This is a genomic window from Microbacterium sorbitolivorans (assembly GCF_003327285.1).
In the GTDB taxonomy this organism is placed as follows: domain Bacteria; phylum Actinomycetota; class Actinomycetes; order Actinomycetales; family Microbacteriaceae; genus Microbacterium; species Microbacterium sorbitolivorans.
The window spans coordinates 288,814-314,589 of the sequence record NZ_KZ848473.1; the positions used below are offsets into that span (position 1 = coordinate 288,814).

23 protein-coding genes are annotated in these 25,776 nt (G+C 69.7%); 18 read left to right on the forward strand and 5 right to left on the reverse strand.

Annotation, left to right across the window (positions count from 1 at the left end):
- Positions 1-45 precede the first annotated feature (45 nt).
- The 15 genes from DTO57_RS01465 (at position 46) to DTO57_RS01535 (ending at position 15,382) form a co-directional block, all read left to right on the forward strand.
- The gene (locus DTO57_RS01465; RefSeq protein ID WP_114116454.1) at positions 46-738 is read left to right on the forward strand and encodes a DUF4129 domain-containing protein; all 693 of its coding nucleotides are present in this window, start codon (positions 46-48) and stop codon (positions 736-738) included.
- A complete protein-coding gene (locus DTO57_RS01470; protein ID WP_114116455.1) occupies positions 735-1,190 on the forward strand; it encodes a hypothetical protein in 456 nt (151 codons plus the stop codon). The genes DTO57_RS01465 and DTO57_RS01470 overlap by 4 nt, the downstream gene beginning before the upstream one ends.
- The gene (locus DTO57_RS01475) at positions 1,187-2,152 is read left to right on the forward strand and encodes an AAA family ATPase (protein WP_114116456.1); all 966 of its coding nucleotides are present in this window, start codon (positions 1,187-1,189) and stop codon (positions 2,150-2,152) included. The genes DTO57_RS01470 and DTO57_RS01475 overlap by 4 nt, the downstream gene beginning before the upstream one ends.
- On the forward strand, positions 2,149-3,441 hold the full coding sequence (locus DTO57_RS01480) for a DUF58 domain-containing protein (RefSeq protein ID WP_114116457.1): 1,293 nt from the start codon (positions 2,149-2,151) through the stop codon (positions 3,439-3,441). Before DTO57_RS01475 ends, DTO57_RS01480 begins: the two co-directional genes overlap by 4 nt.
- Complete coding sequence (locus DTO57_RS01485; RefSeq protein WP_114116458.1) at positions 3,438-3,935, forward strand: hypothetical protein; 498 nt, start codon at positions 3,438-3,440, stop codon at positions 3,933-3,935. Before DTO57_RS01480 ends, DTO57_RS01485 begins: the two co-directional genes overlap by 4 nt.
- Positions 3,936-3,984: 49 nt before the next feature.
- Positions 3,985-6,867, forward strand: coding sequence for an excinuclease ABC subunit UvrA (gene uvrA / locus DTO57_RS01490; RefSeq protein WP_114116459.1), 2,883 nt, complete (start codon positions 3,985-3,987; stop codon positions 6,865-6,867).
- A 3-nt stretch (positions 6,868-6,870) separates the two neighbouring features.
- A complete protein-coding gene (gene uvrC / locus DTO57_RS01495) occupies positions 6,871-8,727 on the forward strand; it encodes an excinuclease ABC subunit UvrC (protein ID WP_114116460.1) in 1,857 nt (618 codons plus the stop codon).
- A gap of 13 nt (positions 8,728-8,740) precedes the next feature.
- Entirely contained in the window at positions 8,741-9,628 is an 888-nt protein-coding gene (rapZ, locus tag DTO57_RS01500) for an RNase adapter RapZ (RefSeq protein WP_373285630.1), read from the forward strand.
- Positions 9,629-9,743: 115 nt separating this feature from the next.
- Complete coding sequence (gene whiA / locus DTO57_RS01505) at positions 9,744-10,724, forward strand: DNA-binding protein WhiA (protein WP_114116462.1); 981 nt, start codon at positions 9,744-9,746, stop codon at positions 10,722-10,724.
- Between the two features lie 114 nt (positions 10,725-10,838).
- Positions 10,839-11,465, forward strand: a complete 627-nt coding sequence (locus tag DTO57_RS01510; RefSeq protein ID WP_114117238.1) for a superoxide dismutase — start codon at positions 10,839-10,841, stop codon at positions 11,463-11,465.
- Between the two features lie 100 nt (positions 11,466-11,565).
- Positions 11,566-12,573, forward strand: coding sequence for a type I glyceraldehyde-3-phosphate dehydrogenase (gene gap, locus DTO57_RS01515; protein WP_114116463.1), 1,008 nt, complete (start codon positions 11,566-11,568; stop codon positions 12,571-12,573).
- A 94-nt stretch (positions 12,574-12,667) separates the two neighbouring features.
- The gene (locus DTO57_RS01520) at positions 12,668-13,882 is read left to right on the forward strand and encodes a phosphoglycerate kinase (protein ID WP_114116464.1); all 1,215 of its coding nucleotides are present in this window, start codon (positions 12,668-12,670) and stop codon (positions 13,880-13,882) included.
- A complete protein-coding gene (gene tpiA, locus DTO57_RS01525) occupies positions 13,873-14,661 on the forward strand; it encodes a triose-phosphate isomerase (RefSeq protein ID WP_114116465.1) in 789 nt (262 codons plus the stop codon). The genes DTO57_RS01520 and tpiA overlap by 10 nt, the downstream gene beginning before the upstream one ends.
- 110 nt (positions 14,662-14,771) lie before the next feature.
- Complete coding sequence (secG, locus tag DTO57_RS01530) at positions 14,772-15,026, forward strand: preprotein translocase subunit SecG (RefSeq protein WP_114117239.1); 255 nt, start codon at positions 14,772-14,774, stop codon at positions 15,024-15,026.
- Complete coding sequence (locus DTO57_RS01535) at positions 15,026-15,382, forward strand: RNA polymerase-binding protein RbpA (protein ID WP_114116466.1); 357 nt, start codon at positions 15,026-15,028, stop codon at positions 15,380-15,382. The genes secG and DTO57_RS01535 overlap by 1 nt, the downstream gene beginning before the upstream one ends.
- A gap of 69 nt (positions 15,383-15,451) precedes the next feature.
- Here the strand turns inward: DTO57_RS01535 and pgl are convergent, their stop codons facing one another.
- From pgl to tkt, 5 genes are all read right to left on the reverse strand, one after another.
- Complete coding sequence (pgl, locus tag DTO57_RS01540; protein ID WP_222843212.1) at positions 15,452-16,177, reverse strand: 6-phosphogluconolactonase; 726 nt, start codon at positions 16,175-16,177, stop codon at positions 15,452-15,454.
- Complete coding sequence (locus DTO57_RS01545) at positions 16,174-17,109, reverse strand: glucose-6-phosphate dehydrogenase assembly protein OpcA (RefSeq protein ID WP_114116467.1); 936 nt, start codon at positions 17,107-17,109, stop codon at positions 16,174-16,176. Before DTO57_RS01545 ends, pgl begins: the two co-directional genes overlap by 4 nt.
- Positions 17,106-18,653 (reverse strand): glucose-6-phosphate dehydrogenase, encoded by a 1,548-nt coding sequence (zwf, locus tag DTO57_RS01550; RefSeq protein WP_114116468.1) that lies wholly within the window; start codon positions 18,651-18,653, stop codon positions 17,106-17,108. Before zwf ends, DTO57_RS01545 begins: the two co-directional genes overlap by 4 nt.
- Before the next feature lie 80 nt (positions 18,654-18,733).
- Entirely contained in the window at positions 18,734-19,840 is a 1,107-nt protein-coding gene (gene tal, locus DTO57_RS01555) for a transaldolase (protein ID WP_114116469.1), read from the reverse strand.
- On the reverse strand, positions 19,837-21,921 hold the full coding sequence (gene tkt / locus DTO57_RS01560) for a transketolase (protein ID WP_114116470.1): 2,085 nt from the start codon (positions 21,919-21,921) through the stop codon (positions 19,837-19,839). Before tkt ends, tal begins: the two co-directional genes overlap by 4 nt.
- Before the next feature lie 240 nt (positions 21,922-22,161).
- Between tkt and DTO57_RS01565 the strand changes: the two genes are divergently transcribed.
- From DTO57_RS01565 to DTO57_RS01575, 3 genes are read left to right on the forward strand one after another with little or no spacing between them, the layout of a single operon-like run.
- Positions 22,162-23,133, forward strand: coding sequence for a heme o synthase (locus DTO57_RS01565; RefSeq protein WP_114116471.1), 972 nt, complete (start codon positions 22,162-22,164; stop codon positions 23,131-23,133).
- Between the two features lie 16 nt (positions 23,134-23,149).
- The gene (locus DTO57_RS01570) at positions 23,150-24,634 is read left to right on the forward strand and encodes an MFS transporter (protein ID WP_308420486.1); all 1,485 of its coding nucleotides are present in this window, start codon (positions 23,150-23,152) and stop codon (positions 24,632-24,634) included.
- Positions 24,631-25,776 carry a hypothetical protein gene (locus DTO57_RS01575; RefSeq protein WP_114116473.1) on the forward strand — a complete coding sequence of 382 codons (1,146 nt, stop codon included), beginning with the start codon at positions 24,631-24,633 and terminating at the stop codon, positions 25,774-25,776. Before DTO57_RS01570 ends, DTO57_RS01575 begins: the two co-directional genes overlap by 4 nt.

Sequence of the window (25,776 nt, forward strand, 5' to 3'; positions counted from 1 at the left end):
ATAGGGTGAGGGAATGCATCGTTGCCGCGTCATGAGTCTTCGCGCATGAGGCGATGGTGGGCGCCGGCCGGCGCGACGCTGTGCCTCGCGGTCGTGATGGTCGCCGCGGCCGTGCAGGGCACGCCGCGCTTCGACCCGCCCGATTGGGACTTCGGCTCGCGCGGCGGCCAGATCATGCCGACGCTCAGCGAGGCGCCGCCCGAGACGCCCTTCGAGTTCTTCCCGCAGCAGGAGCCGGGGAACGGCGGATCGGTCGTGGGCTGGATCCTGATCGCGCTCGCCGCGGCGGTTGCCGGCGTGCTGCTGTTCTTCCTCGTCCGCGCCCTCATCCGGGCGTGGCTCGCGCGCGTCCCGCGCCGCGCCGTCGAGGCGCCCGGCGCCGAGACCTTCGTCTCCGATCGCGAACCGGATCCGGAGGCCGCGGCCCCCGAGATCCGGCGCGGTATCGCGTTCGCTCGCCGGGTGATCGACCAGCACGCCGCGCCGTCCGACGCGATCGTCGCCGCGTGGGTGGGCCTCGAGCAGAGCGCCTCCGACGCCGGGCTCGTGCGCGGCACCGCCGAGACGCCCGCCGAGTTCGCGCTGCGCATCATCACGCACCGCGAGGCGATCGCGGGCGATGCGCGCGAGCTCCTCCGGCTCTACGAGCGCGTGCGCTTCGCCGGCCGCGTCGCCACCGAGGACGACCGCGCCGCCGCGCGCCGCGCGCTCGAGGCGATCGAGGAGGGCTGGCGATGAGCCTCATGCGCCTGGTCTGGGCCGCCGTCGCGACCATCGTCGCGACGATCGCGTTCGTCGTCATTGGCGTCGAGCCGCTCTTCGCCCTCGCCTACGGCCTGCTCGCCGGAGTGGTCGCGCTCCTCACCGTCCTCCGCGGTGCGGGCGCGGGCGTGCCGCCGTCGCCGCACCATCGCGGCGACCCCGTCACCCGCGGATCCGAGATCTCGCGGCTCGCGTGGGGCTTCAACCCTCGCACCCAGCTCGCGGGCGAGATCGTGGCGAGGCGCGCCCGCGCCGTCCTCCGCCGCAGGCTCGCCCGGGCGGGCATCGACCCCGACACCCAGCCCCAGCGCGTCGACGAGATCCTCGGATCCGGCGTGTGGGAGCGCCTCTCGTCACGCAAGGCCAGCGCGGCCGACATCGACCGCGCGTTCGCGGCAACCGACCCCGACACCCAGGAGACCCCATGACGAACACGACCGAGATCGCCGAGGCCGGCCGAAAGATCCTCGACGCCGTGAAGACGGTCGTCGTCGGCATGGACGATCCGCTTGAGATCGCCCTCGGCGCGATCCTCGCCGGCGGGCACGTGCTCTTCGAGGACGTGCCGGGCCTCGGCAAGACCGTCGCGGCGCGCAGCCTCGCCTCGGCGCTGGGCCTCGACTTCCGCCGCCTGCAGTGCACGCCCGACATGCTCCCGGGCGACGTGACGGGGTCGTACGTCTACGCGCCCGACACGGGCGAGTTCGTCTTCCGGCCGGGCCCCATCTTCACGGGGCTGCTGCTCGCCGACGAGATCAACCGCACGACGCCCAAGACGCAGTCGTCGATGCTCGAGGCGATGGCCGAGCGGCAGGTGACGGTCGAGGGCACGAGCTTCCCGCTTAACAAGCCGTTCCACGTCATCGCGACGTCGAACCCCGTCGAGTATGAGGGCACCTACACCCTTCCCGAGGCGCAGCTCGACCGCTTCATGGTGCGCCTCTCGGTCGGCTACCCCGAGGCGGCCGACGAGGCGCAGATCCTGATGGGGCGCGTCGCGCGCCGCACCGAGGAGACCCACGTCGACGCCGTCATCGACTCGGCGACGCTCCGCGAGATCCAGGCCGCCGTCGAGGCGATCCACGTCGACCCCGACGTCGCGCGCTACTGCGTCGACATCGCGCGCGCGACGCGGTCGGCGCAGCACGTCGCGGTCGGATCCTCGCCCCGCGGATCCCAGTCCCTCCTCCTGCTCGGGCGCGCGCTCGCGGCGCTCGACGGTCGCGAATACGTGCGCCCCGACGACATCAAGCGCGTCGCCGTGCCGGTGCTCGCCCACCGCCTCACGCTCACGCCGCAGGCGTGGGCGCAGGGCGTCGACCCGCAGCGCATCGTCGAGGGCGTGATGCGCGAGGTCGCGGTGCCGCCAACCGTCGGCGCCGCGGCATGAGAAGCCCCGCCGTCATCGCGGCGGCCGTCGGCGCCGTCGCCCTCGCGGGCATCGGCCTGCTCGCATCGCGCCCCGACGTCGTCGTCCTCGCAGTGCCGCTCGCGCTCTGGGCGCTCATCGTGGCGCGCGCGGAGGACAAGCGCGCGGAGGACAAGCGCGCGGAGGACAAACGTGCAGGGCGCGAAGCCCCGACCGATCCCATCCGGATCCGCGCCCTGCCCGACGCGGACCCCGGCACGCTCGTCGACGAGATCGTCGTCGACGCGCCGGGGGAGATGGCCGAGCTCGAGGTGGTGCACTCGGCGCGGCGCACCCGCCGCGCGATCGTGCCCGGGCGCGCCGCGATCACCGCGCGCACGGCGGTGCTGCACTCCGGCCCCGTCGAGTCGACGCGCGTGACGGGCCGCGCCCTCGACCGCGACGCCGCCGCGATCGGCGAGGAATGGGCCTCGATCGTGCAGCGCCGGTCGGTCGCGCCGGCCGAGCGCGCGCTGCCGCAGATCCCGTTGGCGCCGCGTCTGACGGGGCTGCACGGCGCGCACGACGGATCCCGTCCGGGCCAGGGCGGCGACTTCCGCGACATCCACCCGTTCGCTCCCGGGGATGAGCTGCGCCGCGTCGACTGGCGCGCCACCGCCCGCGCGGCCCGCCGGCCGGGGGAGCTGCTCGTGCGCCGCACGAACTCGCTGAGCGACGCGTCGGTCGTGATCGCGGTTGACGCCGCCGACGACCTCGGCGAGGTCGCCGCGACGTGGGGCGAGGACGACCTTGAGCGCAGCGGCACGACCTCGCTCGACCACGCGCGCGAGGCCGCCCGCTCGCTCGCGACCGCAGCGATCGCCGACGGCGACCGCGTGGCGTACCACGTGCTCGTGCAGGGCGGCCGCTCGGTGCGCGGCGGCACCGGATCCCGCCACCTCGCCCGCCTCGTCGCCGCGATCGCCGACACGGGGCAGGCGGGCGACGACTCCCGCTATCGCCGCACCCCGCCCGTCCCGCACGGCTCGGTCATCGCCGTGCTGTCGACCTTCTTCGACGGCGCGGCCGCCGAGCTCGCGCTCATGTGGCGCGCTGCGGGGCACCGCGTCATCGCGGTCGACACCCTGCCGGAGCTCGACCGCGCGCGCCTCTCGGAGCGGCAGACGCTCGCCCTGAAGATCGTGCTCGCCGAGCGCGACGAGGTCTTCCGCGACCTCGCCGCCGCCGGGGTCGAGCGCGTGCGGTGGGACGACGACGCGGCCCTCTCCCTCGGAATCGTCGCGCGCACGCGCCAGGGAGGCGGGCGATGAGCCGCGACGAGCTCGCGATCGGGGCGGCGATCCCCGGCTTCGCGCTCCGGATCCTCGGCGTCGCCGTCGTCGCGGGCGCGGCCCTCGCGTTGCAGCCGGCGCCGTTCCTGCAGATCGCGTCGATCGTGCTGGCGGTCGCCGGCGCGGTCTTCCCGCGCACGGGCCTTTCCTGGGTCGCCCTGCTGGTGGTGCCGCTCGCGCTGCTCGTCGGCGACGCCTCGCCGGCCCGCACCGCCATCGCGATCGCCGCCGTTCACCTCGGCCACGTGCTCGCGACCCTGTGCCTCGCGATCCCCGGCCGCAGCCGCGCCGCGCTCGCGGCGCTCGCCCCGACGGCGCGCCGGTGGATCGGCGTGCAGCTCGTCTCGCAGGTGGTCGCCGCGGCGATTTTGCTCGTCCCGCGCGCCGACGGATCCGGGCTCGCCTGGGCCGCCCCGATCGGCGCGATCGCGGTCGCGGGGCTCGCATACCTGCTGCTGCGGCGCACAAACTGAGGAGCGAAAATCGCCCCTCGCGAACAAAGTTTCGAATAGGATAGAGATCGTGCCGATCATTCCCGTGGAAACCGACCAGAAGATCACCGTGCGCGGTGCCCGCGTACACAATCTGAAGAACGTCGATCTCGAGATCCCGCGCGACAAGATGATCGTGTTTACGGGCCTCTCCGGATCCGGAAAGTCGTCGCTCGCGTTCGACACGATCTTCGCGGAGGGCCAGCGACGCTACGTCGAGTCGCTGAGCGCCTACGCGCGTCAGTTCCTGGGCCAGGTCGACCGGCCCGACGTCGACGCGATCGAGGGCCTGAGCCCCGCCGTGTCGATCGACCAGAAGTCGACCAACCGCAACCCGCGCTCGACCGTCGGCACGATCACCGAGATCTACGACTACATGCGCCTGCTCTGGGCGCGTGTCGGAATCGCGCACTGCCCCGAGTGCGACGCCGTGATCGAGCGGCAGACGGTGCAGCAGATCGCCGACCAGCTGATTGAGCTGCCCGAGGGCACGCGCTACCAGGTCGTCGCGCCCGTCGTCAGCCAGAAGAAGGGCGAGTTCGTCGACCTCTTCGCCGAGCTCGCGTCGAAGGGTTTCGCTCGCGCGATCGTCGACGGCGACATGGTGCAGCTCGCCGAGCCGCCGAAGCTCAAGAAGAGCTATAAGCACGACATCTCGGTCGTCGTCGACCGCCTCGTCGCGCGCGGCGAGAGCATCATCGGCCGCGTGACCGACTCGGTAGAGACGGCGCGCGACCTCGCAGGCGGCGTGATTCAGGTCAACTACGTCGACGCCGAGGGTGACGAGGCGTGGCAGTCGTTCAGCGAGAACCTCGCCTGCCCGAACGGCCACACGCTGCAGCTCACCGAGGTCGAGCCGCGCACCTTCTCGTTCAACGCGCCCTTCGGCGCGTGCCCCGCCTGCTCCGGCCTCGGCACGAAGATGTCGGTCGACGTCGACCTCATGCTCGCCGACGAAGACCTCTCGATCGCCGAGGGCGTCATCATCCCCTGGTCGACCCAGGGCAAGGGGCTCGCGCAGTACTTCGAGCGCCTCATGGTGGGCCTTTCGGAAGACCTGAACTTCTCGCTCAACACGCCGTGGGCTGGCCTGCCCGAGTCGGTGCGCGAGGCGGTGCTGTACGGCCAGGACTACAAGGTCAATGTGCGGTACAAGAACCGCTGGGGCCGCGAGGTGCGGTACGCGAGCGGCTTCGAGGGCGTCGTGCCCTACATCGAGCGCCAGTACGCGCAGGCCGAGTCTGACGCGCAGCGCACCCGCTGGGCCGACTACCTGCGCGAGATTCCCTGCTCCGTCTGCCGCGGCGCGCGCCTCAAGCCCGAGGTGCTCGCGGTGAAGGTCGCCGGCCTCTCGATCGCAGAGACCGCCGACCTGAGCCTCGACCAGACGATGGACCTCGTGAACTCGATCGAGCTCACCGAGCGCGAGGCTCAGATCGCCGCGCAGGTGCTGCGCGAGATCCGCGTGCGCCTCGAGTTCCTGCTCCGCGTCGGCCTGAACTACCTCACGCTGAGCCGCGCCGCGGGTTCGCTCTCGGGCGGCGAGGCGCAGCGCATCCGCCTGGCGACGCAGATCGGCACGGGCCTCACGGGCGTGCTGTACGTGCTCGACGAGCCGTCTATCGGCCTGCACCAGCGCGATAACCGCCGCCTGATCGGCACGCTCGAGGCGCTCCGCGACCTCGGTAACACCCTCGTCGTCGTCGAGCACGACGAGGAGACGATCGAGGCGAGCGACTGGGTCGTCGACATCGGGCCGCTCGCGGGCGTCGGTGGCGGCGAGGTCATCCACTCGGGCCCGTACGAGCAGCTCGCGAGCGAAGCCCGCTCGATCACGGGCGATTACCTGTCGGGCCGCCGCCAGATCGAGACGCCGAAGAAGCGCCGCAAGATCGACAAGAAGCGCACGCTCAAGGTCGTGGGCGCCCGCGAGAACAACCTGAAGGACGTCGACGCCGAGATTCCCCTCGGCGTGATGACGGCGGTGACGGGCGTCTCCGGATCCGGCAAGTCGACGCTCATCAACGACATCCTGTATCGGGTGCTCGCGCAGAAGCTCAACGGCGCGCGCAGCGTGGCCGGCAAGCACAAGCGCGTCACGGGCCTCGAGCACCTCGACAAGGTCGTGCACGTCGACCAGGCTCCGATCGGCCGCACGCCGCGCTCGAACCCGGCGACCTACACGGGCGTCTTCGACCGGATCCGCAACCTCTTCGCCGAGACCCCCGAGGCGAAGGTGCGCGGCTACCAGTCGGGCCGCTTCAGCTTCAACGTCAAGGGCGGCCGCTGCGAGGCGTGCTCGGGCGACGGCACGCTCAAGATCGAGATGAACTTCCTGCCCGACGTGTACGTCGACTGCGAGGTGTGCGACGGCAAGCGCTACAACCGCGACACGCTGCAGGTGCACTACAAGGGCAAGAACATCGCCGAGGTGCTCGAGATGTCGATCGCCGAGGCGGCCGACTTCTTCGAGCCGATCCAGGCGATCCACCGCTACATGAAGACCCTTGTCGACGTGGGCCTCGGTTACGTGCGCCTCGGGCAGGCGGCGACGACCCTCTCGGGTGGCGAGGCGCAGCGCGTGAAGCTCGCGACCGAGCTGCAGAAGCGCAGCCGCGGCCGCAGCGTCTACGTGCTCGACGAGCCCACGACGGGCCTGCACTTCGAAGACGTCAACAAGCTACTGCAGGTGCTGAACGGCCTCGTCGAGAAGGGTAACTCGGTCATCGTGATCGAGCACAACCTCGACGTGATCAAGTCGGCGGATTGGATCATCGACCTCGGCCCCGAGGGCGGATCCGGCGGCGGCACGATCGTGGCGACGGGCACCCCCGAGCAGGTCGCGAAGAACCCCGAGAGCCACACGGGCGCCTTCCTGTCGGAGGCGCTGGGCTTCACGGCGCGCGGAAAGTAACGCATGGCCGACGACCTGCCGTACAAGCCGGCGCCGGGGGAGATCCCGACGAACCCGGGCGTCTACCGCTTCCGCGGCGACGACGACCGGGTGCTGTACGTGGGCAAAGCCAAGAACCTGCGCCAGCGGCTCTCGAACTACTTCGCGCCGCTCGAGACGCTCCACGAGCGCACCCGGCGCATGGTGCTCACGGCGACGCGGGTCGACTGGACGGTCGTGCCGACCGACGTCGACTCGCTGCAGCTCGAGTATCAGTGGATCAAGCAGTACAACCCGCCGTTCAACGTCAAGTACCGCGACGACAAGTCGTACCCGTTCCTCGCGATCACGCTGGCCGACGAGGCGCCGCGCGTGATGATGACCCGCAACCGCAAGATCCGCGGGGCGAAGTACTTCGGGCCCTACCCGAAGGTGTGGGCGGTGCGCGACACGATCGACCTCATGCTCAAGGTCTTCCCGATCCGCACCTGCAACGACGCGCAGTACCGGCGGGCGATGCAGACGGGTAAGCCGTGCTTCCCCGGCCAGATCGGCAAGTGCGGCGGGCCGTGCTCGATGACGGTGTCGATCGAGGAGCATCGCAAGATCGTCGACGACTTCATCGCCTTCATGCAGGGCGGCGACGAGCGGTTCACGATCGAGCTGACGACGCGCATGAAGGCGGCCGCGGCGGCGCTCGACTTCGAGCAGGCGGCCATCTACCGCGACAAGCTCGAGTCGATCGACGCGGTGCTGACGAAGAGCGCGCTCGTGCTGCCCGATAGCGAAGACGCCGACCTGTTCGGCATCGTCGGCGACGAGCTCGATGCGGCCGTGCACCACTTCATCATCCGCGGCGGCCGCGTGCGCGGCGCGAGCAGCCACATCGTCGAGAAGGAGCTCGACCTGACGAACGGCGAGCTCGTCGACCAGGTGCTCCAGCGCACCTACGGCGACGCGAAGGGATCCGACATCCCGCGCCGGGTGCTGGTGCCCGAGGCCCCCGCGACGAAGGCCGAGCTCGAGGAGTTCCTGAGCGAGCGGCGCGGCACGCGCGTCGAGATCGCCGACGCGCTGCGCGGCCAGCGCGCCGAGCTCATGCGCAACGCGACCCTCAACGCCCAGCAGGCCCTCGTGCGCCACAAGTCGCAGCGCACGAGCGACTACTCGACCCGCACGCAGGCCCTCGCCGACCTGCAGGAGGCGCTCGGCATGCCCGACGCCCCGCTGCGCATCGAGTGCTACGACATCTCGCACCTGCAGGGCACGAACGTCGTCGGGTCGATGGTGGTCTTCGAGGACGGCCTGCCACGTAAAGACCAGTACCGTGCGTTCGGCATCGCCGAGACGACCGACGACACCGACAGCATCTACCAGGTGCTCTCGCGCCGGCTCGCGCGGCTCGACGAGTCCGGCGATCCGGAACAGACCGGGAAGCCGCGCTTCTCGTACCCGCCGCAGCTCCTGCTCGTCGACGGCGGCCAGCCGCAGGTCAACGCGGCGGCGCGCGCCCTGGCCGAGTCGGGCCACACCGAGATCGCGCTCGCGGGCATCGCGAAGAGGCTCGAGGAGCTCTGGCTGCCGGGCGACGATTTCCCTGTCATCCTGCCGCGCACCTCCGAGGCGCTCTACCTCGTGCAGCGCCTGCGCGACGAGGCCCACCGCTTCGCGATCACGCACCAGCGCGCGAGGCGCAAGCGCGACATCCGCACGGTGCTCTCGGAGATCCCGGGGCTGGGGGAGTCGCGCATCAAGGCGCTCCTCAAACACTTCGGATCCGTCGCGGCGCTGCGCGAGGCGACCGCGGATCAGATCCAGGAGCTCCCCGGCATCGGGCCGAAGCTCGCCCAGACGATCTTCATGCACCTCGCACGGGGCTGAGAGGCGCGATAGTGTGGCTAGCGTGAGCGGCACCGTACAGACCCAGGGCGAGGTTTTGATCGTCACCGGCATGTCCGGTGCCGGGCGTTCGACGGCGGCCGATGCGCTCGAAGATCACGGCTGGTACGTCGTCGACAACCTGCCGCCGCAGATGCTCCGGCCCCTGCTCGAGCTCGCGGGCCGCATCGACGGCAAGCTCCCGCGCATCGCGGCGGTCGTCGACGTGCGAGGCGGCGAGATGTTCGCCGATCTCGCCCAGATCGTGCACCAGCTCCGCGAGGCCAATAACCTCCGCATCGTGTTCCTCGACGCCTCGGATGATGCCCTCGTGCGCCGCTTCGAGCAGGTGCGCCGCCCGCACCCGCTGCAGGCCGACGGCACGCTTCTCGACGGGATCCACGAGGAGCGCCGGCTGGTGCAGGCGATCCGCGATCGCAGCGACGTCACGATCGACACCTCCGACCTCAACGTGCACCAGCTCGCGAACCGCATCTCCGACCTCGTGCTGGAGGAGGGCGCCCCCCGCCACCGCACGACGATCCTGAGCTTCGGCTTCAAATATGGGCTCCCGGTCGACGCCGACCTCGTCGCCGATATGCGCTTCCTCCCGAACCCGTTCTGGATCGACGAGCTGCGATCGCTGTCGGGCGAGGATCAAGCGGTGAGCGATTACGTGCTCGCGCAGGACGGCGCGGAGGAGTTCCTCGACGCGTACGTCGCGGCGCTGCGGCCGATCCTCGCGGGGTATCAGCGCGAGAACAAGAGCCACTCAATGATCGCCATCGGCTGCACCGGCGGGAAGCACCGCTCGGTCGCTATGGCACTCGCGCTCGGGGAGCGACTGGCCGCCGAATCCGACCTCCGCGTGCGGGTCAGGCACCGCGATCTCGGGCGCGAATAGCGTCATTCATACCGTTCTCCGCTGGGAGTTCTGCCACGGTTTTTGTGGGCATCGGCCGGTAGGCTTAATGGCCCGCTCCCGTTGGAGCGCACACGATTTTTGAGTGAGGAGTTCCGTGGCACTGACTGCCGAAGTGAAGGCTGAGCTGATCTCTGTCCGCGATCCGCGACCGACTGTTCGGGTTGCCGAGACGACCGCGCTTTTGCGCTTCGCCGGTGGCCTGCATTCGATCGCGGGTCGGGTCGCCGTCGAGGCCGAGGTCGATGACCGTCGGCTCGCGATCCGCACGGCGCGCGACATCGCCGAGATCTACGGGGTGCGCCCCGAGCTCGCGCACATCCAGGCTTCTGGTGCCCGCGAGGGCGAGCGCTTCGCCGTTCGCGTCGTGCACGGCGGCGAGCAGCTCGCCCGCCAGACGGGGCTGCTCGACCAGCGTCGCCGCCCCGTGCGCGGTCTTCCGAACCGCCTGACGACCGGCAACGCCGACGACCTCGCCGCCATCTGGCGCGGCGCGTTCCTCGCGAGTGGATCCGTGTCGGAGCCCGGCCGTTCGGCGTCGCTCGACGTCGCCTGCCCGTCGGGCGAGGCGGGCATGGCGCTCGTCGGTGCCGCGCACCGCATCGGGATCCAGGCGAAGCAGCGCGAGGTGCGCGGCGTTCCGCGCGTCGTGATCCGCGACTCGGAGGCGATCCGCTCGATGCTCCTCGCGATGGGCGCCAAGCAGGCCGCCGCGAGCTGGGACGAGATGCGCCAGCGCCGCGAGGTGCGCGCGGGCGTGAACCGCCTCGTGAACTTCGACGACGCCAACCTCCGCCGCTCGGCGCAGGCGGCCGTCGCCGCGTGCGCCCGCGTGGAGCGCGCGCTCGAGATCCTCGGCGAGGACGTGCCCGATCACCTCAAGCAGGCGGGCGAGCTGCGCCTGTCGCACCGCGACGCCAGCCTCGACGAGCTCGGCCAGCACGCCGAGCCGCCGCTGACGAAGGACGCGGTCGCCGGCCGGATCCGCCGCCTGCTCGCGATGGCGGACAAGCGGGCCGCCGCTCTCGACATCCCGGGTACCGAATCGGCCGTGCCGGTGGAGGACGCCGCAAAGTAGGCGGTCACGCGGCGTCATTCGTGTGCGCCGCGACGCCGTACTTTCAGTAGGATGGGATTGTCCGCTCGGATCGCGAGGTGCGATGCCGAGAACCCGGCAAAGAGAGAAGGCATGATGGCCACGTACACTCTTCCCGAACTCAGCTACGACTACGGTGCGCTCGAGCCGCACATCAGCGGTCGCATCATGGAGCTGCACCACTCGAAGCACCACGCTGCTTACGTCGGTGGCGCGAACACGGCCCTCGAGCAGCTCGCTGAGGCTCGTTCGACGGGCAACTTCGGCTCGATCAACAAGCTCGAGAAGGACCTCGCCTTCAACCTGGGCGGACACACGAACCACTCGATCTTCTGGACGAACCTGACCCCCGAGGGCCAGGAGCGTCCGGAAGGCGAGATTGCTGCTGCGATCGAAGAGCACTTCGGATCGTTCGAGGGCTTCCAGGGTCAGTTCAACGCTGCCGCCCTGGGCATCCAGGGCTCCGGCTGGGCCGGTCTGTTCTGGGACTCGATCGGTGAGAACCTCATCATCCAGCAGTTCTTCGACCAGCAGTCGCAGTTCGCTGCCGGCACTGTGCCGATTCTGCTGCTCGACATGTGGGAGCACGCGTTCTACCTCGACTACCAGAACGTCAAGGCTGACTATGTCAAGGCCTTCTGGAACATCGTGAACTGGGACAACGTTGCCGAGCGCCTGGCGACGGCCCGCGAGAAGACCTCGGGCCTGCTGATCGCACGCTGACGCGACACCGGGCCCGACGAGTGCGGTTCTGAGGGCCCGGTGCTTCCTCATCAACCCATAAATCGCCTGTTCTCAGGCATATACCCCTAGGAGACACAGAGTGTCCGCACGGATCGGTATTAACGGCTTCGGCCGCATCGGACGCAACTTCCTTCGCGCTGCGCTTGCTCAGGGCGCGGACATCGAGGTTGTGGCTGTCAACGACCTCACCGACAACAAGACGCTGGCTCAGCTTCTGAAGTTTGACTCGGTGGGCGGCCCCCTCGGCCGCGAGGTCAGCTACGACGACGAGTCGATCACGGTCGACGGCAACGTCATCAAGGCCTTCGCCGAGCGCGACCCCGCCAAGCTGCCCTGGGGCGAGCTCGGCGTTGACATCGTCATCGAGTCGACCGGTTTCTTCACCAAGCCCGAGGCTGCCGAGGCGCACATCGCCGCCGGCGCCAAGAAGGTCATCATCTCGGCCCCCGCCAGCGGCCCGGCCCCGACCTTCGTGCTCGGTGTCAACGAGCAGGATTACAACCCCGAGACCGACCACGTCATCTCGAACGCGTCCTGCACCACGAACGCTCTCGCCCCCCTCGCCAAGGTCTTCAACGACGCCTTCGGCATCGAGCGCGGCTTCATGATGACCGCTCACGCCTACACCGCAGACCAGAACCTGCAGGACGGCCCCCACAAGGACCTGCGCCGTGCGCGCGGTGCCGCGATCAACATCGTTCCGACCTCGACCGGTGCCGCCAAGGCCATCGGCCTCGTGCTGCCGGAGCTCAACGGCAAGCTCGACGGCACCAGCTACCGCGTGCCGGTTCCCACGGGCTCGATCGTCGACCTCACCCTCGTTACCAAGGACGGTCTGACCGCCGAGGAGATCAACGAGGCGTACAAGAAGGCCGCCTCGGAGGGCTCGCTCAAGGGCATCCTCGAGTACTCGGACGACCCGCTGGTCTCGAGCGACATCCAGCAGAACCCGCACTCGTCGATCTTCGACTCGGGTCTCACGAGCGTCTCGGGCAACCTCGCGAAGGTGTCGGCCTGGTACGACAACGAGTGGGGCTACTCGAACCGCCTCGTCGGCCTCGCGTCGTTCGTCGGTTCGAAGCTCTAAGCTCGCACCCTCATCACTGATGACCGAACGCCCGTCCGCGCCCGCGACATGTCGCGGCCGGGCGGGCGTTCCGCATAGATAGATAGGTGTACCCATGACTCTCCGTACCCTGGAATCGCTGGGCGATCTCGCCGGCAAGCGCGTCTTCGTGCGCTGCGACTTCAACGTGCCGCTGTCCGACGGCGTCATCACCGACGACGGCCGCATCCGCGCCGCGCTCCCGACCCTCAAGGCACTCCTCGAGGCCGGCGCGAAGGTCGTCACGAGCTCGCACCTGGGTCGCCCGAAGGGCGAGCCCGAGGCCGCGTACTCGCTGGCACCCGTCGCCGCCCGCCTGGGCGAGCTTCTCGGATCCCCGGTCGCGTTCGCGACCGACACCGTCGGATCCTCCGCGCAGGAGACCGTCGCGGCTCTCGAAAACGGCCAGGTCGCCGTGCTCGAGAACCTCCGATTCAACGCGGGCGAGACGAGCAAGGACGTCGCCGAGCGTCGCGCCTTCGCCGAGCAGCTCGCGCAGTTCGCCGACGTGATGGTGTCCGACGGCTTCGGCGTCGTCCACCGCAAGCAGGCGAGCGTCTACGACCTCGCGCAGATCCTCCCCTCGGCCGCGGGCACGCTCGTGGCTCACGAGGTGAGCGTTCTCGAGCGCCTGCTCGAGGCACCCGAGGCGCCGTACACGGTCGTCCTCGGCGGCTCGAAGGTCTCCGACAAGCTCGGCGTCATCGACAGCCTCCTCCCGCGCGTCAACAAGATCCTCATCGGCGGCGGCATGGCCTACACGTTCCTCGCCGCTCAGGGCTACGCGATCGGTAAGAGCCTCGTCGAGACTGACCAGATCGACACCGCGAAGGGCTACCTCGCGCAGGCGGCCGAGCGCGGCGTCGAGCTGATCGTTCCCGTCGACAGTCTGATGGCCGAGTCGTTCTCGGCCGACGCCGGCTTCGAGAACGCGCCGAGCGAGAACCTCGAGGGCACGAGCTTCGGCGCCAGCGCGCTCGGGCTCGACATCGGACCGGCGACCGCCGAGGCTTTTGCCGAGGCGATCCGCTCGTCGAAGACGGTGTTCTGGAACGGCCCCATGGGCGTGTTCGAGTTCCCGAACTTCGCCGGCGGCACGAAGGCCGTCGCCGAGGCCCTCACCCAGACAGACGGCCTCACGGTCGTCGGTGGCGGCGACTCCGCCGCAGCCGCCCGCACGCTCGGCTTCGCCGACGACCAGTTCGGCCACGTGTCGACCGGTGGCGGCGCCAGCCTCGAGTTCCTCGAGGGCAAGAAACTCCCCGGACTGGAGGTCCTCGGATGGGCGTGACCCGTACCCCGCTGATCGCGGGCAACTGGAAGATGAACCTCGACCACCTGCAGGCGGTCGCTCTCGTGCAGAAGCTGCACTGGAGCCTGAAGGACGCCGACCACGACTTCGACAGCGTCGACGTCACGGTCTTCCCGCCTTTCACCGACCTCCGCAGCGTGCAGACGCTCCTCGACGCCGACAAGATTCCCTTCGGCCTCGGCGCGCAGGACCTGTCGGTGCACGACTCGGGCGCCTACACGGGTGAGATCTCGGGTGCGTTCCTGTCGAAGCTCAGCGTCGGTTCGGTCATCATCGGCCACTCCGAGCGCCGCGACTACCACGCGGAGGACGACCAGGTCGTCGCCGCGAAGACGCAGGCCGCGCTGAAGAACGGCCTCGTGCCGGTCATCTGCGTGGGCGAGACGAGCGAAGACCTCGAGAAGTTCGGCGCGAGCGCCGTTCCGGTGGGCCAGCTCGAGGTCGCCCTCGAGAACGTCCCGGCCGACGCCGAGATCGTCGTCGCGTACGAGCCCGTCTGGGCCATCGGATCCGGCCAGGCGGCCACCCCCGAGCAGGCGCAGGACGTCTGCCAGAAGCTCCGCGAGGTTATCCGCGCGAAGCTGGGCGACGACGCGGCCGACAAGACCCGCGTGCTCTACGGCGGATCCGTGAAGTCGGACAACATCGCGTCGTTCATGCGCGAGCCCGACATCGACGGCGCCCTCGTGGGCGGCGGCAGCCTCAAGGTTGACGAGTTCAGCTCGATCGTGCGCTTCAAGAGCCACGTCGGCGTCTGATGACACCCCGTGCGGCTCGCCGAACCCCAGCGGGTCGGCGAGCCGCACAAACCCGATAGACTTGCTCCTTGTGCGGCCAGATCCGGTCGTACGACGGAAAGGCATCCCTCGTGCACATTCTCGAGATCATTCTGCAGGTCCTGCTCGGCCTGACGAGCCTCCTGCTCACGCTGTTCATCCTCATGCACAAGGGCCGCGGTGGCGGCCTCTCCGACATGTTCGGTGGCGGCATGTCGCAGGCGATGAGCAGCTCGGGCTCCGCTGAGCGCACCTTGAACTACATCACCATCACGGTGTCGCTCGTGTGGTTCCTGTCGATCGTGGGCCTCGGCCTGATCACGAAGTTCCAGGTTCTGGGCGCCTGATGGCTGGCCAGGGATCAACGGCGATCCGCGGCACGCGGATCGGTTCCGGCCCGATGGGCGAGGAAGACCACGGTCACCACGCCGAGCGCAAGGCCGTCGCCTACTGGGACGCCGAGGGCAACGAGATCGTCCGCTACTACGCGGCCGACGTTCCCGACGAGGAGATCCCGGCGACGGTCGATCACCCGCAGTCGGGCCTTCCGGCCGGTCGCGACCGAGACAACCCTCCCGTGCCCGAGAAGCTGCAGGCGTACAAGTCGCACCTCGAGTACGTGAAGGAGCGGCGCACCGACGAGGAAGCCGAGACGCTCCTCGAGGAGGCGCTCACGAAGCTACGTGAGAAGCGCGGCGAGTAAGGCCGCCGCTCATCAGACCACGAAGAAACGCCCTGTCCGATCGGACAGGGCGTTTCTCATACCCGTGGCTCAGAGTCCGGCGGCGGCCTCGTCGAGGAACAGCACGGTCTCGATCGAGCCCTCAGCCTGCGCCGCGGGGGCGTCCTGCGGGGCCGCGTTCGCGCGGATCTTCGTGACGGCCTCAGCCTTGTCGGCGCCCGCGACGACCATCCAGACGCGCAGGGCGCCGTTGATGATCGGGAGCGTGAACGTCACGCGCTCGGGCGGCGGCTTGGGGGAGTTGCGGATCGGCAACACGGTCGCCTCGGTCGCGAGGATCTCGTCGCGTCCAGGGAAGAGCGACGCGATGTGCGCGTCCGGACCGACGCCGAGGAAGACGACGTCGAACGCCGGCGCGGCCGCGCCCTCCGGTGCGGCACCCGCGAGCTCGGCGGCGTAGGCCGCCGCGGCGTCGTCGAGGGATCCGTCCTCGATGCTCCAGGGCTCGTGGACGACGGCGCCCGCCAGCTGCGCGAGCGGCTCGCGCGCGGGCGTGATGTTGCGCTCGGCGGACTCGCGCTCGGTGAAGCGCTCGTCGCTGTACCAGAAGTGCACGCGCGACCAGTCGACCGCGCCCCGGCGGTCGTGGGCGGCGAGCACCTCGAGCACGGCGGATCCCATGGATCCGCCGGTCAGCGACACGTGCGCGTCGCGCTCGGCCGTAGCCGGCGCGAGCACGTCGATGAGGCGGGACGCGGCGACGGCCGCCAGCTCATTCTTGCTGGCGGCCGTCACCTCTTCGCGTGCGATGCTCACGCCGTCGCCTCGGGCAGCGCGCGCCACCCCTCGGTGATGACGCGGCCGTACAGGCGGTCGCCGTCGAGGCGTCGCAGCTCTTCCGCGATGCACTCGCGGAGCGAGCGGCGGGGGAGGAGCAGGTCGTGGTCCGGCTGACCGGGCTGCGTCAAGACCGCGTGCGAGTCGGTCTTGCGCTCGAGCACGATATCGCCCGACTCGCGGGTGAGGGTCACGGAACGCATGCCGTGTGCCCACTCCGCGGCGTCCTCGTTGCGCCACGTGACCGGTGCGTCGAGGGCCATGCCGAGCCACGCGGCGAGCAGGGCCGTCGACGGCGAGTCGGCGGCACCGCACACCTTGACGGCGGTGACCTTCTCGAACGGCGGCTGGTCGAGGACCGCGGCGAGGTGCTCGCGCCAGCGCGTCAGGCGCGTCCAGGCGAGGTCGGTGTCGCCGGGGCGATACGTCTCGTCGAGGCGGGCGAGGCGCTCGTCGGGGTTGCCGGCCGTCGACGAGTCGGTGATGCGTCGCTGGGCGATGCGTCCGAGCGGCGTGAGCGCCGGCGCCTCGGGGGCGTCGTCGCCGGGCCACCACGCGACGACGGGGGCGTCGGGAAGGAGGAGGCCCGTGACGAGCGACTCCGAGTTCTGCGCGGCCTCGCCGTAGGCGTGGAGGATGACGACCTCGCTCGCGCCGGCGTCGCCGCCCACGCGGATCTGCGCGTCGAGGCGGGGCTCGTCGGCGGCATGGGTCACGACGGCGATGACGCGCATGGGGTGCTCTCGCGACGCGTCGTTGGCGGCCTCGATGGCCTCCTCGACGGGGCGATCGTCGGCCTTGATGATGAGCGTCAGCACGCGGCCGAGGGCGACGGCGCCGCCCTCTTCACGCAGGCTGACGAGCTTCTTCGCGACCTTGCTGACGGTCGTTTCGTTCAGATCGATGATCACGGGCGCCTCCAGACGCGGCCATCCTGCGCGAGCAGGGCATCGGCGGATGCGGGGCCCCACGAGCCGGACTCGTACTGTTCGAGGGGCTCGTCGAGCGAGGCCCAGTACTTCTCGATGGGGTCGAGGATCCGCCACGAGAGCTCGACCTCCTCGTGACGCGGGAAGAGGGGCGGGTCGCCCAGCAGTACGTCGAGGATGAGGCGCTCATAGGCCTCGGGGCTCGCCTCGGTGAAGGCGTGGCCGTAGCCAAAGTCCATCGTGACGTCGCGCACGTGAGTGCCGTTGCCGGGCACCTTCGAGCCGAAGCGCAGGGTGACGCCCTCGTCGGGCTGAACGCGGATAACGAGCGCGTTCTGGCTGAGGTCCGACGACTGACCGCGCGAGAACAGGTGCGTCGGGGCCTCCTTGAAGACCACGGCGATCTCGGTCACGCGGCGGCCGAGGCGCTTGCCGGTGCGCACGTAGAACGGCACGCCGGCCCAGCGGCGCGTGTCGATCTCGAGCTTGATGGCGGCGTAGGTCTCGGTCTTCGACTGCGGATCCATGCCGTCTTCGTCGAGGAAGCCGGTGACCTTCTCGCCGCCCTGCCAGCCGCCGGCGTACTGGCCGCGCGCGGTCGCCTTCGAGAGGTCCTCGGGCAGCACGACCGCCTCGAGAACCTTCTCCTTCTCGGCACGCAGGTGCTCGGCGGAGAGGCTGATGGGCTCCTCCATGGCCGTCAGGGCGAGGAGCTGGAGGAGGTGGTTCTGGATGACGTCGCGGGCGGCGCCCACGCCGTCGTAGTAGCCGGCGCGGCCACCGACGCCGATGTCCTCGGCCATCGTGATCTGCACGTGGTCGATGTGGTTGCGGTTCCAGATCGGTTCGTACAGCTCGTTGGCGAAGCGCAGAGCGAGGATGTTCTGCACCGTCTCCTTGCCGAGGTAGTGGTCGATGCGGAAGATCGAGTCGCTCGGGAAGGCCGCCTCGAGCGAGTCGTTCAGCTCGCGGGCCGACTCGAGGTCGTGGCCGAACGGCTTCTCGATGACGACGCGGCGCCAGCGGTCACCGTCGGAGTTCTCGTCGACGAGGCCCGACTGCAGTAGCTGCTGGGCGACGACGTCGAAGGCCTTCGGCGGGATCGACAGGTAGAAAGCGTGGTTTCCCATGGTGCCGCGCTCGCGGTCGAGCGTGTCGACCGTCTCGCGCAGGCGCGCATACGCGTCGGGGTCGTCGAACGTGCCCTGCACGAAGCGAATGCCCTGGGCGAGCTGCTGCCAGGTCTCCTCGCGGAACTCGGTGCGAGCGTTCTGCTCGACGGCGTCGTGGACGACCTGGGCAAAGTCTTGGTCTTCCCAGTCGCGGCGGGCGAAGCCGACCAGAGCGAAGCCGGGCGGCAGAAGGCCGCGGTTCGCGAGGTCGTAGACCGCGGGGAGGAGCTTCTTGCGGGCGAGGTCGCCTGTCACACCGAAGATGACGAGGGCGCTCGGGCCCGCGATGCGATTCAGGCGACGATCGTCGCTATCGCGCAGCGGATTGTCGCCGCGCGTGATGGGAGCTGGCATGGATTCCTTCACATCGCGTGGGGCTTATAGCCCACACCGGGCCCCTCGTACGTGGACGAGGGGCCCGGTCACATTGGGATTTAGCGGGCCGCTGCGAGAGCGTCGGCCACGGTCTTCTGCAGGTCGTGCCACGAGGCGATGAACTTCTCCACGCCCTCGTCTTCCAGCACCTGCGTGACATCGGCGAAGTCGACGCCTGCGGCGGCGAGCTTCTCGAACACCTCGTGAGCGTCCGCGTAGTTCGGCGTCACGGTGTCGCCCGTGATGGTGCCGTGGTCGTGCGTTGCCTCGAGGGTCTTCTCGGGCATCGTGTTCACGGTGCCCTGCGCGACGAGCTCCGTCACGTAGAGCGTGTCGGGCAGCGACGGGTCCTTGACACCGGTCGAGGCCCACAGTGGGCGCTGCACGTTGGCGCCGGCGGCGACGAGCTCGGCCGCACGCGACTCGGCGAACTTCTTCTCGAAGAGCTCGTAGGCGAGGCGCGCGTTGGCGACGCCAGCCTTCGAGGTGAGGGCGAGGGCCTCGTCGGTGCCGAGGGCCTTGAGGCGGTTGTCGACCTCGGTGTCGACGCGCGACACGAAGAACGAGGCAACCGAGTGCAGCTTCGACAGGTCGTGACCCGCCTCGCGAGCCTGCTCGAGGCCGGCGATGTAGGCGTCGATGACCTCTTCGTAGCGCTCGAGCGAGAAGATCAGCGTGACGTTGACCGAGATGCCGGCGCCGATCACGGCGGTGATGGCGGGGAGGCCTGCCTTCGTCGCGGGGATCTTGATGAGGGCGTTCTCGCGGTCGACGCGGGCCCAGAGGTCCTTCGCCTGAGCGATCGTGGCGTCGGTGTCGTGGGCGAGGTCGGGGGAGACCTCGATCGATACGCGGCCGTCGACGCCGTTCGTGGCGTCGTAGACGGGGCGGAAGATGTCGCAGGCGTCCTGGACGTCCTTCGAGGTGATCGTGAAGATCGCCTCGTCGGTCGACGCGTCGGCGGCCGCGAGCTCGGCGACTGCGTCGGCGTAGCTCGCACCGTTCGAGAGCGCGCCGGCGAAGATCGTCGGGTTGGTCGTGACGCCCGAGACGCTACGCGTCTCGATGAGCTCGGCGAGGTTGCCCGAGGTGATGCGGCTGCGCGAGAGGTCGTCGAGCCAGATGCTCACGCCTGCGGCGGCGAGCTGTGCGGTGTTAGCGGTCATGCTGCGTTCTCCTTGATGGTCTCGCGAGCGGCCTCGACGACCGCCTCGGTCGTGATGCCGAACTTCGTGAAAAGGGTCTGGTAGTCGGCCGATGCGCCGAAGTGCTCGATCGAGATCGAGCGACCGCGGTCACCGACGATGCCGCGCCACGGCGAGGCGATGCCGGCCTCGACCGACACGCGAGCCGTGACGGCCTTCGGCAGCACGCTCTCGCGGTAGTCCTCGTCCTGCTCGGCGAACCACTCGAGCGAGGGGACCGACACGACGCGGGCGTTCACGCCCTCCTCGGCGAGCTTCGCGCGGGCCTCGACGGCCAGCTGAACCTCGGAACCGGTGGCGATGAGGATCACGTCGGGCGTGCCGTTCGGCGCGTCCTGCAGAACGTACGCACCCTTGCCCGTCAGAGCGGCCGAAGCGAACTCGTCACCCGAACGGTCGTAGTTGGGCAGGTTCTGACGCGTGAGCGCGAGGCCGACGGGGCCCTCGTGGCGCTTGAGCGTCTCGAGCCAGGCGTATGCCGTCTCGTTGGCGTCGGCGGGGCGCACGACGGCGAGGTTCGGGATCGCGCGGAGCGCCGCGAGGTGCTCGACCGGCTGGTGCGTCGGGCCGTCCTCGCCGAGGGCGATGGAGTCGTGCGTCCAGACGAAGATGCTCGGGATGTTCATGAGCGCCGCGAGACGAACCGCGGGGCGCATGTAGTCGGCGAACTGCAGGAAGGTTCCGCCGTACGAGCGGGTCTTGCCGTGCAGGGTGATGCCGTTGAGGATCGCGGCCATGGCGTGCTCGCGGATACCGAAGTGCAGCACGCGACCGTAGGGCGAGCCCGTCCAGTCGTGCGTCGACCACTCGGCGGGGATGAACGACTTCGCGCCCTCGATGGTGGTGTTGTTCGAGCCCGCGAGGTCGGCGGATCCGCCCCAGAGCTCGGGGAGCTCGGGTGCGAGGGCGTTGATGACCTTGCCGCTCGCGGCGCGCGTCGAGGTCGAGCTGCCGCCCTCGAAGACGGGGAGGGCCTGCTCGATGTTCTCGGGGAGCTCGCCGGCCTCGAGCCGGTCGAGGAGCGCCTTGCGCTCGGGGTTCGCCGAGGCCCAGGCGTCGAAGCGCTCCTGCCATGCGGCGTGGGCGTCGGCGGCGCGGGCGGAGAGCTCGCGGGTGTGGGCGATGACCTCGTCCTCGACCGCGAAGCTCTGCTCGGGGTCGAAGCCGAGCACCTGCTTGGTGGCGGCAACCTCGTCGGCGCCGAGCGCGTTGCCGTGAACCGACTCCGAGCCCTTCTTGTTCGGCGCGGGGTAGCCGATGAGCGTCTTCAGGACGATGAGCGTGGGCTTGCCGGTCTCGGCCTTGCCCTCCTCGATCGCCGCGTTGAGCGCAGCGACGTCCTCGACGTACTCGCCGCTCGCGGTCCAGTCGACGTGGAGAACCTGCCAGCCGTACGCCTCGTAGCGCGCGGCGACGTCCTCGGTGAAGGCGACGTTCGTGTCACCCTCGATCGAGATCTGGTTCGAGTCGTAGATCGCGATGAGGTTGCCGAGCTGCTGGTGACCGGCGAGCGAGGAAGCCTCGCTCGTCACGCCCTCCTGCAGGTCGCCGTCGCCGGCGATGACGTAGACGAAGTGGTCGAACGGGCTCTCGCCCGCCGAGGCCTCCGGGTCGAACAGGCCGCGCTCGTAGCGCGAGGCGTAGGCGAAGCCCACGGCCGAGGCCAGGCCCTGGCCGAGCGGGCCAGTGGTGATCTCGACGCCGTCGGTCTCGCCGTACTCGGGGTGACCCGGGGTCTTCGAACCCCACGTGCGCAGCGCCTTCAGATCGTCGAGCTCGAGGCCGAAGCCGCCGAGGTACAGCTGCACGTACTGCGTCAGCGACGAGTGCCCCACCGAGAGGATGAAGCGGTCGCGGCCCAGCCAGTGCGTGTCAGCGGGGTCGTGGTTCATCACGCGCTGGTACAGCAGGTACGCGACGGGGGCGAGGCTCATCGCCGTACCCGGGTGTCCGTTGCCAACCTTTTGCACGGCGTCAGCCGCCAGTACACGTGCCGTGTCCACGGCTCGTCGATCGATGTCGTCCCAACGCAGATCTGCCACGGGACCGCCCTTCCGTCAGTGGTGGTGCGCCAAGGCATTGGCGCACGGGCGATGTGCCCGGGCGGCCTCGACGCGCGTTTCCACTAACAGCTTAGTGAAAGCTGGGGGCTCCGGCGCCACTTCCGTGACGCTCAAAGTCGCGCATGGGTGACGACGGACGTGGGAGATCCCTGATCGGGAGAACTTCTACATGCCATAGAATGATTTCGTTTGGTCGCAGAAAGATCCGGAGGGCACGAGTTGTCGACGAGTTCACGCTCTGAGCAGGCCTCGACCGAGGTAAAGCAGGGCACGCCCCGCGCCGAGAAGCGCGGCTTCCGTCGCACGCTCGCCGCCTACGTGGCGCTCACGAAACCGCGCGTCCTCGAACTGCTGCTGGTATCGACGGTTCCCGTCATGTTCCTCGCCGCCGACGGAGTGCCGAACCTCTGGCTCGTGCTCGCGACGGTCATCGGTGGCGCGATGAGCGCCGGATCCGCCGCGTCGTTCAACATGTACATCGATCGCGACATCGACATGAAGATGAAGCGCACGAAGAACCGCCCGCTCGTGACCGGCGAGGTCACGCCGCGCGAGGTGCTGGTGTTTTCGTGGGTCCTCGCGATCGTGCAGGCCGTGTGGTTCCTCGTCTTCACCAACGTGCTGACGACCGTGCTCAGCTGTGTCGCGATCTTCTTCTACGTCGTGATCTACACGATCATCCTCAAGCGCCGCACCGAGCAGAACATCGTGTGGGGCGGCATCGCCGGCTGCTTCCCGGTTCTCATCGGCTGGGCTGCCGTCACGAACTCGCTCGACTGGGCGCCCTTCGTGCTCTTCGTGCTGATCTTCCTCTGGACCCCGCCGCACTACTGGCCGCTGTCGATGAAGTACGCGGGCGACTACGACGAGACCGACGTGCCGATGCTCGGCGCGACGCGCTCAGGCCAGCAGGTCGGCCTGCAGGTCGTGCTTTACGCCTGGGCGACGCTCGCGTGCTCGCTCCTCCTCATCCCGATCGCGCACATGGGCATCGTCTACACCGCGTCGGCCCTCGTCTTCGGTGGCTGGTTCATCTACGAGTCGCACCGCATGTACAACATGTCGGTGCGCGCGAAGGCGGGCGTCGAGCAGGGCTCGGAGGCGCGCCCCATGCGCGTCTTCCACGCCTCGATCACCTACCTCACCCTCGTGTTCCTCGCCGTCGCGGTCGACCCGCTGCTCCCGTTCTGACGGGTAGCCTGAGGGGGTGAGCGTCCCGGAAACCCCGCCCCCTACCCGCACGATCACCCTCGACCACAAGGCCAGGTGGCGTGCCTTCGGGGCGAGCGTGAGCGTCTCGGCGCTCACGATCATGGACATCTCCAAGGTCAACGTCGGCCTCGCCTCGATCGAGGAGGCCCTCGGCGGCGGATCCACCGAGCTGCAGCTCGTCGTCTCGGGCTACATCCTCGCCTTCGGCCTGGCCCTCGTGCCGTTCGGCCGCATCGGCGACCAGCGCTCGCGCCGCACCCTCATGATCGTGGGCCTCATCGGCTTCACCCTCGCGAGCGCGCTCTGCGCCCTCGCCCCGAACATCTGGGTCCTCGTCATCGCCCGCTTCCTGCAGGGCGTCGCCGCCGGCGTGCAGATGCCGCAGGTGATGGGTACGATCCAGCAGATCTTTACGGGGCGCGAGCGCGGCATGGCGTTCGGCCTCTTCGGCGCGATCATCGGCCTCTCGACGGCGTTCGGGCCGACGCTCGGCGGCCTCATGATCGCCCTCGGCGGGCCGGAGGACGGCTGGCGCTGGATATTCTGGCTCAACGTGCCGCTCGGCATCGCCGTGATCGCCGTGCTCTGGAAGGTACTGCCCGAGGTGCGCCGGCCCGACGGCGCCAAGATCTCGCTGGATCCCGTGGGCCTCGTGCTCTTCGCCGTCGCGGTCGCGACGCTGATGTTCCCGTTCCTGCTCACGACCGGCTCGCCGGACGACTCGCCCCAGCGCTGGTGGCTGCTCGTGCCGTTCGCGATCGTCATCGTCGGTTTCGTGATGTGGGAGAACCACTACGCCTCGCGGGGCGGCGCGCCCCTCGTGCCGATGGGCCTGTTCAAGATCGGGTCGTGGCGCAACGGCACGATGCTGCAGGCACTGTACTTCGCCGCAATGCCCTGCGTGTTCCTGCTGACGGCGCTGTACCTGCAGCAGGGCCTGGGGCTGTCGGCGCTCGTCGCCGGCGCCGTTACGATCGGCTTCGCGCTGCTGAGCGCCTACTCGTCGTGGGTGAGCGGCAAGCTCGTCGCGCGCTTCGGGCGCTCGCTCGTCATCTTCGGCCTCGCGCTCGTGCTCGTCTCGGTGATCGCGCTCATCGCGGCCGCCCACTACGTGCCGCAGGCCGCGACCCCGTGGGTCATGGCCGGCATCATGGCGGTCGGCGGCCTCGGCGGCGGCTGCGTCATCTCGCCGAACCAGACCCTCACCCTCGCCGAGATCCCGCCGTCCGAGGGCGGGCTCGCCGGATCCGTCGGCCAGCTCGGCCAGCGCGTCGGCAACGCGATCGGGGCGGCGATCTCGCTGAGCCTGTTTTACGCGACGATCTCGCGCGCGGGCAGCGGCGCCTCGCACACCGACGTTTACAACGACGCGTACGCCATCGGGCTGCTCGCCGTCGTGCTCTTCCTCGCGGCGTCGCTCGCGGTCGCGTTCGCCGACCTCGGCAAGCGCCGCCGCCTCGCCCGCACGGAGGCCGCGTGAGCGCGCGCCGCGGGCGCTGGATCCCGTGGGCCGTGACCGGCGGCATCGTGCTCGCCGGGGGAGCGGCCGCGGCGTTCGTCGTGTTCCCGGCGCTCGAGCACCGCAGCGCTGAGGATCGCTACGCGGAGGCCCAGGCCGCGTGGCAGGAGGCCCGCGAGGGGCTGCAGGCCGAGCAGACCGGCTGGGACGCGGCCGACGCGCGGGCGCAGGACGCCCTGACGGTTGCCGCCGCCGTGACGCCCGACGCGGCGCTGCCGTATCTCGACGCGGATCTCGTGACCGAGGTGAAGGGCGCGGCGAGCGATATCGAGGCCGCCTACGACGACGTTCCGGATCCGGTGGTCGCGCACCTTGCGCTCCCGAACCCGCAGACGACGGACGAGCTGATTGACGCCGCCGATGAGCTCGACGCGCTCGCGGGCGAGTACGAGCGGGCGGCGGGGCAGTACGACGACGTCGAGGCCCGCGTCGCCGAGCTCACTCCCGGGCTCGAGTCGGCGGCCGAGGCCGTGCGCGCGTCGATCCCGGACGCGGCCGCCGCGGTCGAGGAGGCGAACATCTCGTCGACGGCGCAGTCGCGGATCCGCCTGCACTACGCCGCCGACGCCGCCGCGACGAGCGACGACAGCGTCGAGTACTACGTCACTGCCTACGCCGAGGCGGCCCAGGCCGTCGAGCAGTCGCAGGCCGACGAGATGGCCGAGAAGGATCAGGGCGACGGCCTCATCGACGCGCGCCTGGAGGTCGAAGAGTTCGTGCGCTCGATCACGGGCGGCGTGCGCGTCGACTTCGACTGGGCGCCGATCGTCAACGGCCTGGGCGACGGCGACTCCGCCGGCGGTCGCGTGACGTGGCAGTACCTCGACGGCGGATCCGCGACGATGGAGCTCTCGAACTCGGTCGCGGCGAACTGGCCCGACTCGCGCTACGAGTCGCTCGTCGCCCACGAATCGGGCCACGTCATCACGGCGAAGTGCCAGGACATGCTGGTCGACACCTTCGAGGGCGACGCCGAGCTGATGGCGACCGCGTGGGCCATCGGCATGGGCTACACCGACTCGTGGGGCAACGGCGTCAACTTTTATTACGACGGCGTCGCGCCGACCCAGGATCTGGTCGACGCGACGACAGGGTGCCGCTGA

What these genes read in the sequence shown, in the direction of transcription:
- DTO57_RS01465 (WP_114116454.1), top strand. Translation starts at nt 46, where the DNA reads ATGAGGCGATGGTGGGCGCCGGCCGGCGCGACGCTGTGCCTCGCGGTC.
- tpiA (WP_114116465.1), top strand. Translation starts at nt 13,873, where the DNA reads ATGGGCGTGACCCGTACCCCGCTGATCGCGGGCAACTGGAAGATGAAC.
- zwf (WP_114116468.1), bottom strand. Translation starts at nt 18,653, where the DNA reads ATGCCAGCTCCCATCACGCGCGGCGACAATCCGCTGCGCGATAGCGAC.
- DTO57_RS01470 (WP_114116455.1), top strand. Translation starts at nt 735, where the DNA reads ATGAGCCTCATGCGCCTGGTCTGGGCCGCCGTCGCGACCATCGTCGCG.
- DTO57_RS01535 (WP_114116466.1), top strand. Translation starts at nt 15,026, where the DNA reads ATGGCTGGCCAGGGATCAACGGCGATCCGCGGCACGCGGATCGGTTCC.
- tal (WP_114116469.1), bottom strand. Translation starts at nt 19,840, where the DNA reads ATGACCGCTAACACCGCACAGCTCGCCGCCGCAGGCGTGAGCATCTGG.
- DTO57_RS01485 (WP_114116458.1), top strand. Translation starts at nt 3,438, where the DNA reads ATGAGCCGCGACGAGCTCGCGATCGGGGCGGCGATCCCCGGCTTCGCG.
- DTO57_RS01475 (WP_114116456.1), top strand. Translation starts at nt 1,187, where the DNA reads ATGACGAACACGACCGAGATCGCCGAGGCCGGCCGAAAGATCCTCGAC.
- DTO57_RS01480 (WP_114116457.1), top strand. Translation starts at nt 2,149, where the DNA reads ATGAGAAGCCCCGCCGTCATCGCGGCGGCCGTCGGCGCCGTCGCCCTC.
- DTO57_RS01520 (WP_114116464.1), top strand. Translation starts at nt 12,668, where the DNA reads ATGACTCTCCGTACCCTGGAATCGCTGGGCGATCTCGCCGGCAAGCGC.
- DTO57_RS01510 (WP_114117238.1), top strand. Translation starts at nt 10,839, where the DNA reads ATGGCCACGTACACTCTTCCCGAACTCAGCTACGACTACGGTGCGCTC.
- uvrC (WP_114116460.1), top strand. Translation starts at nt 6,871, where the DNA reads ATGGCCGACGACCTGCCGTACAAGCCGGCGCCGGGGGAGATCCCGACG.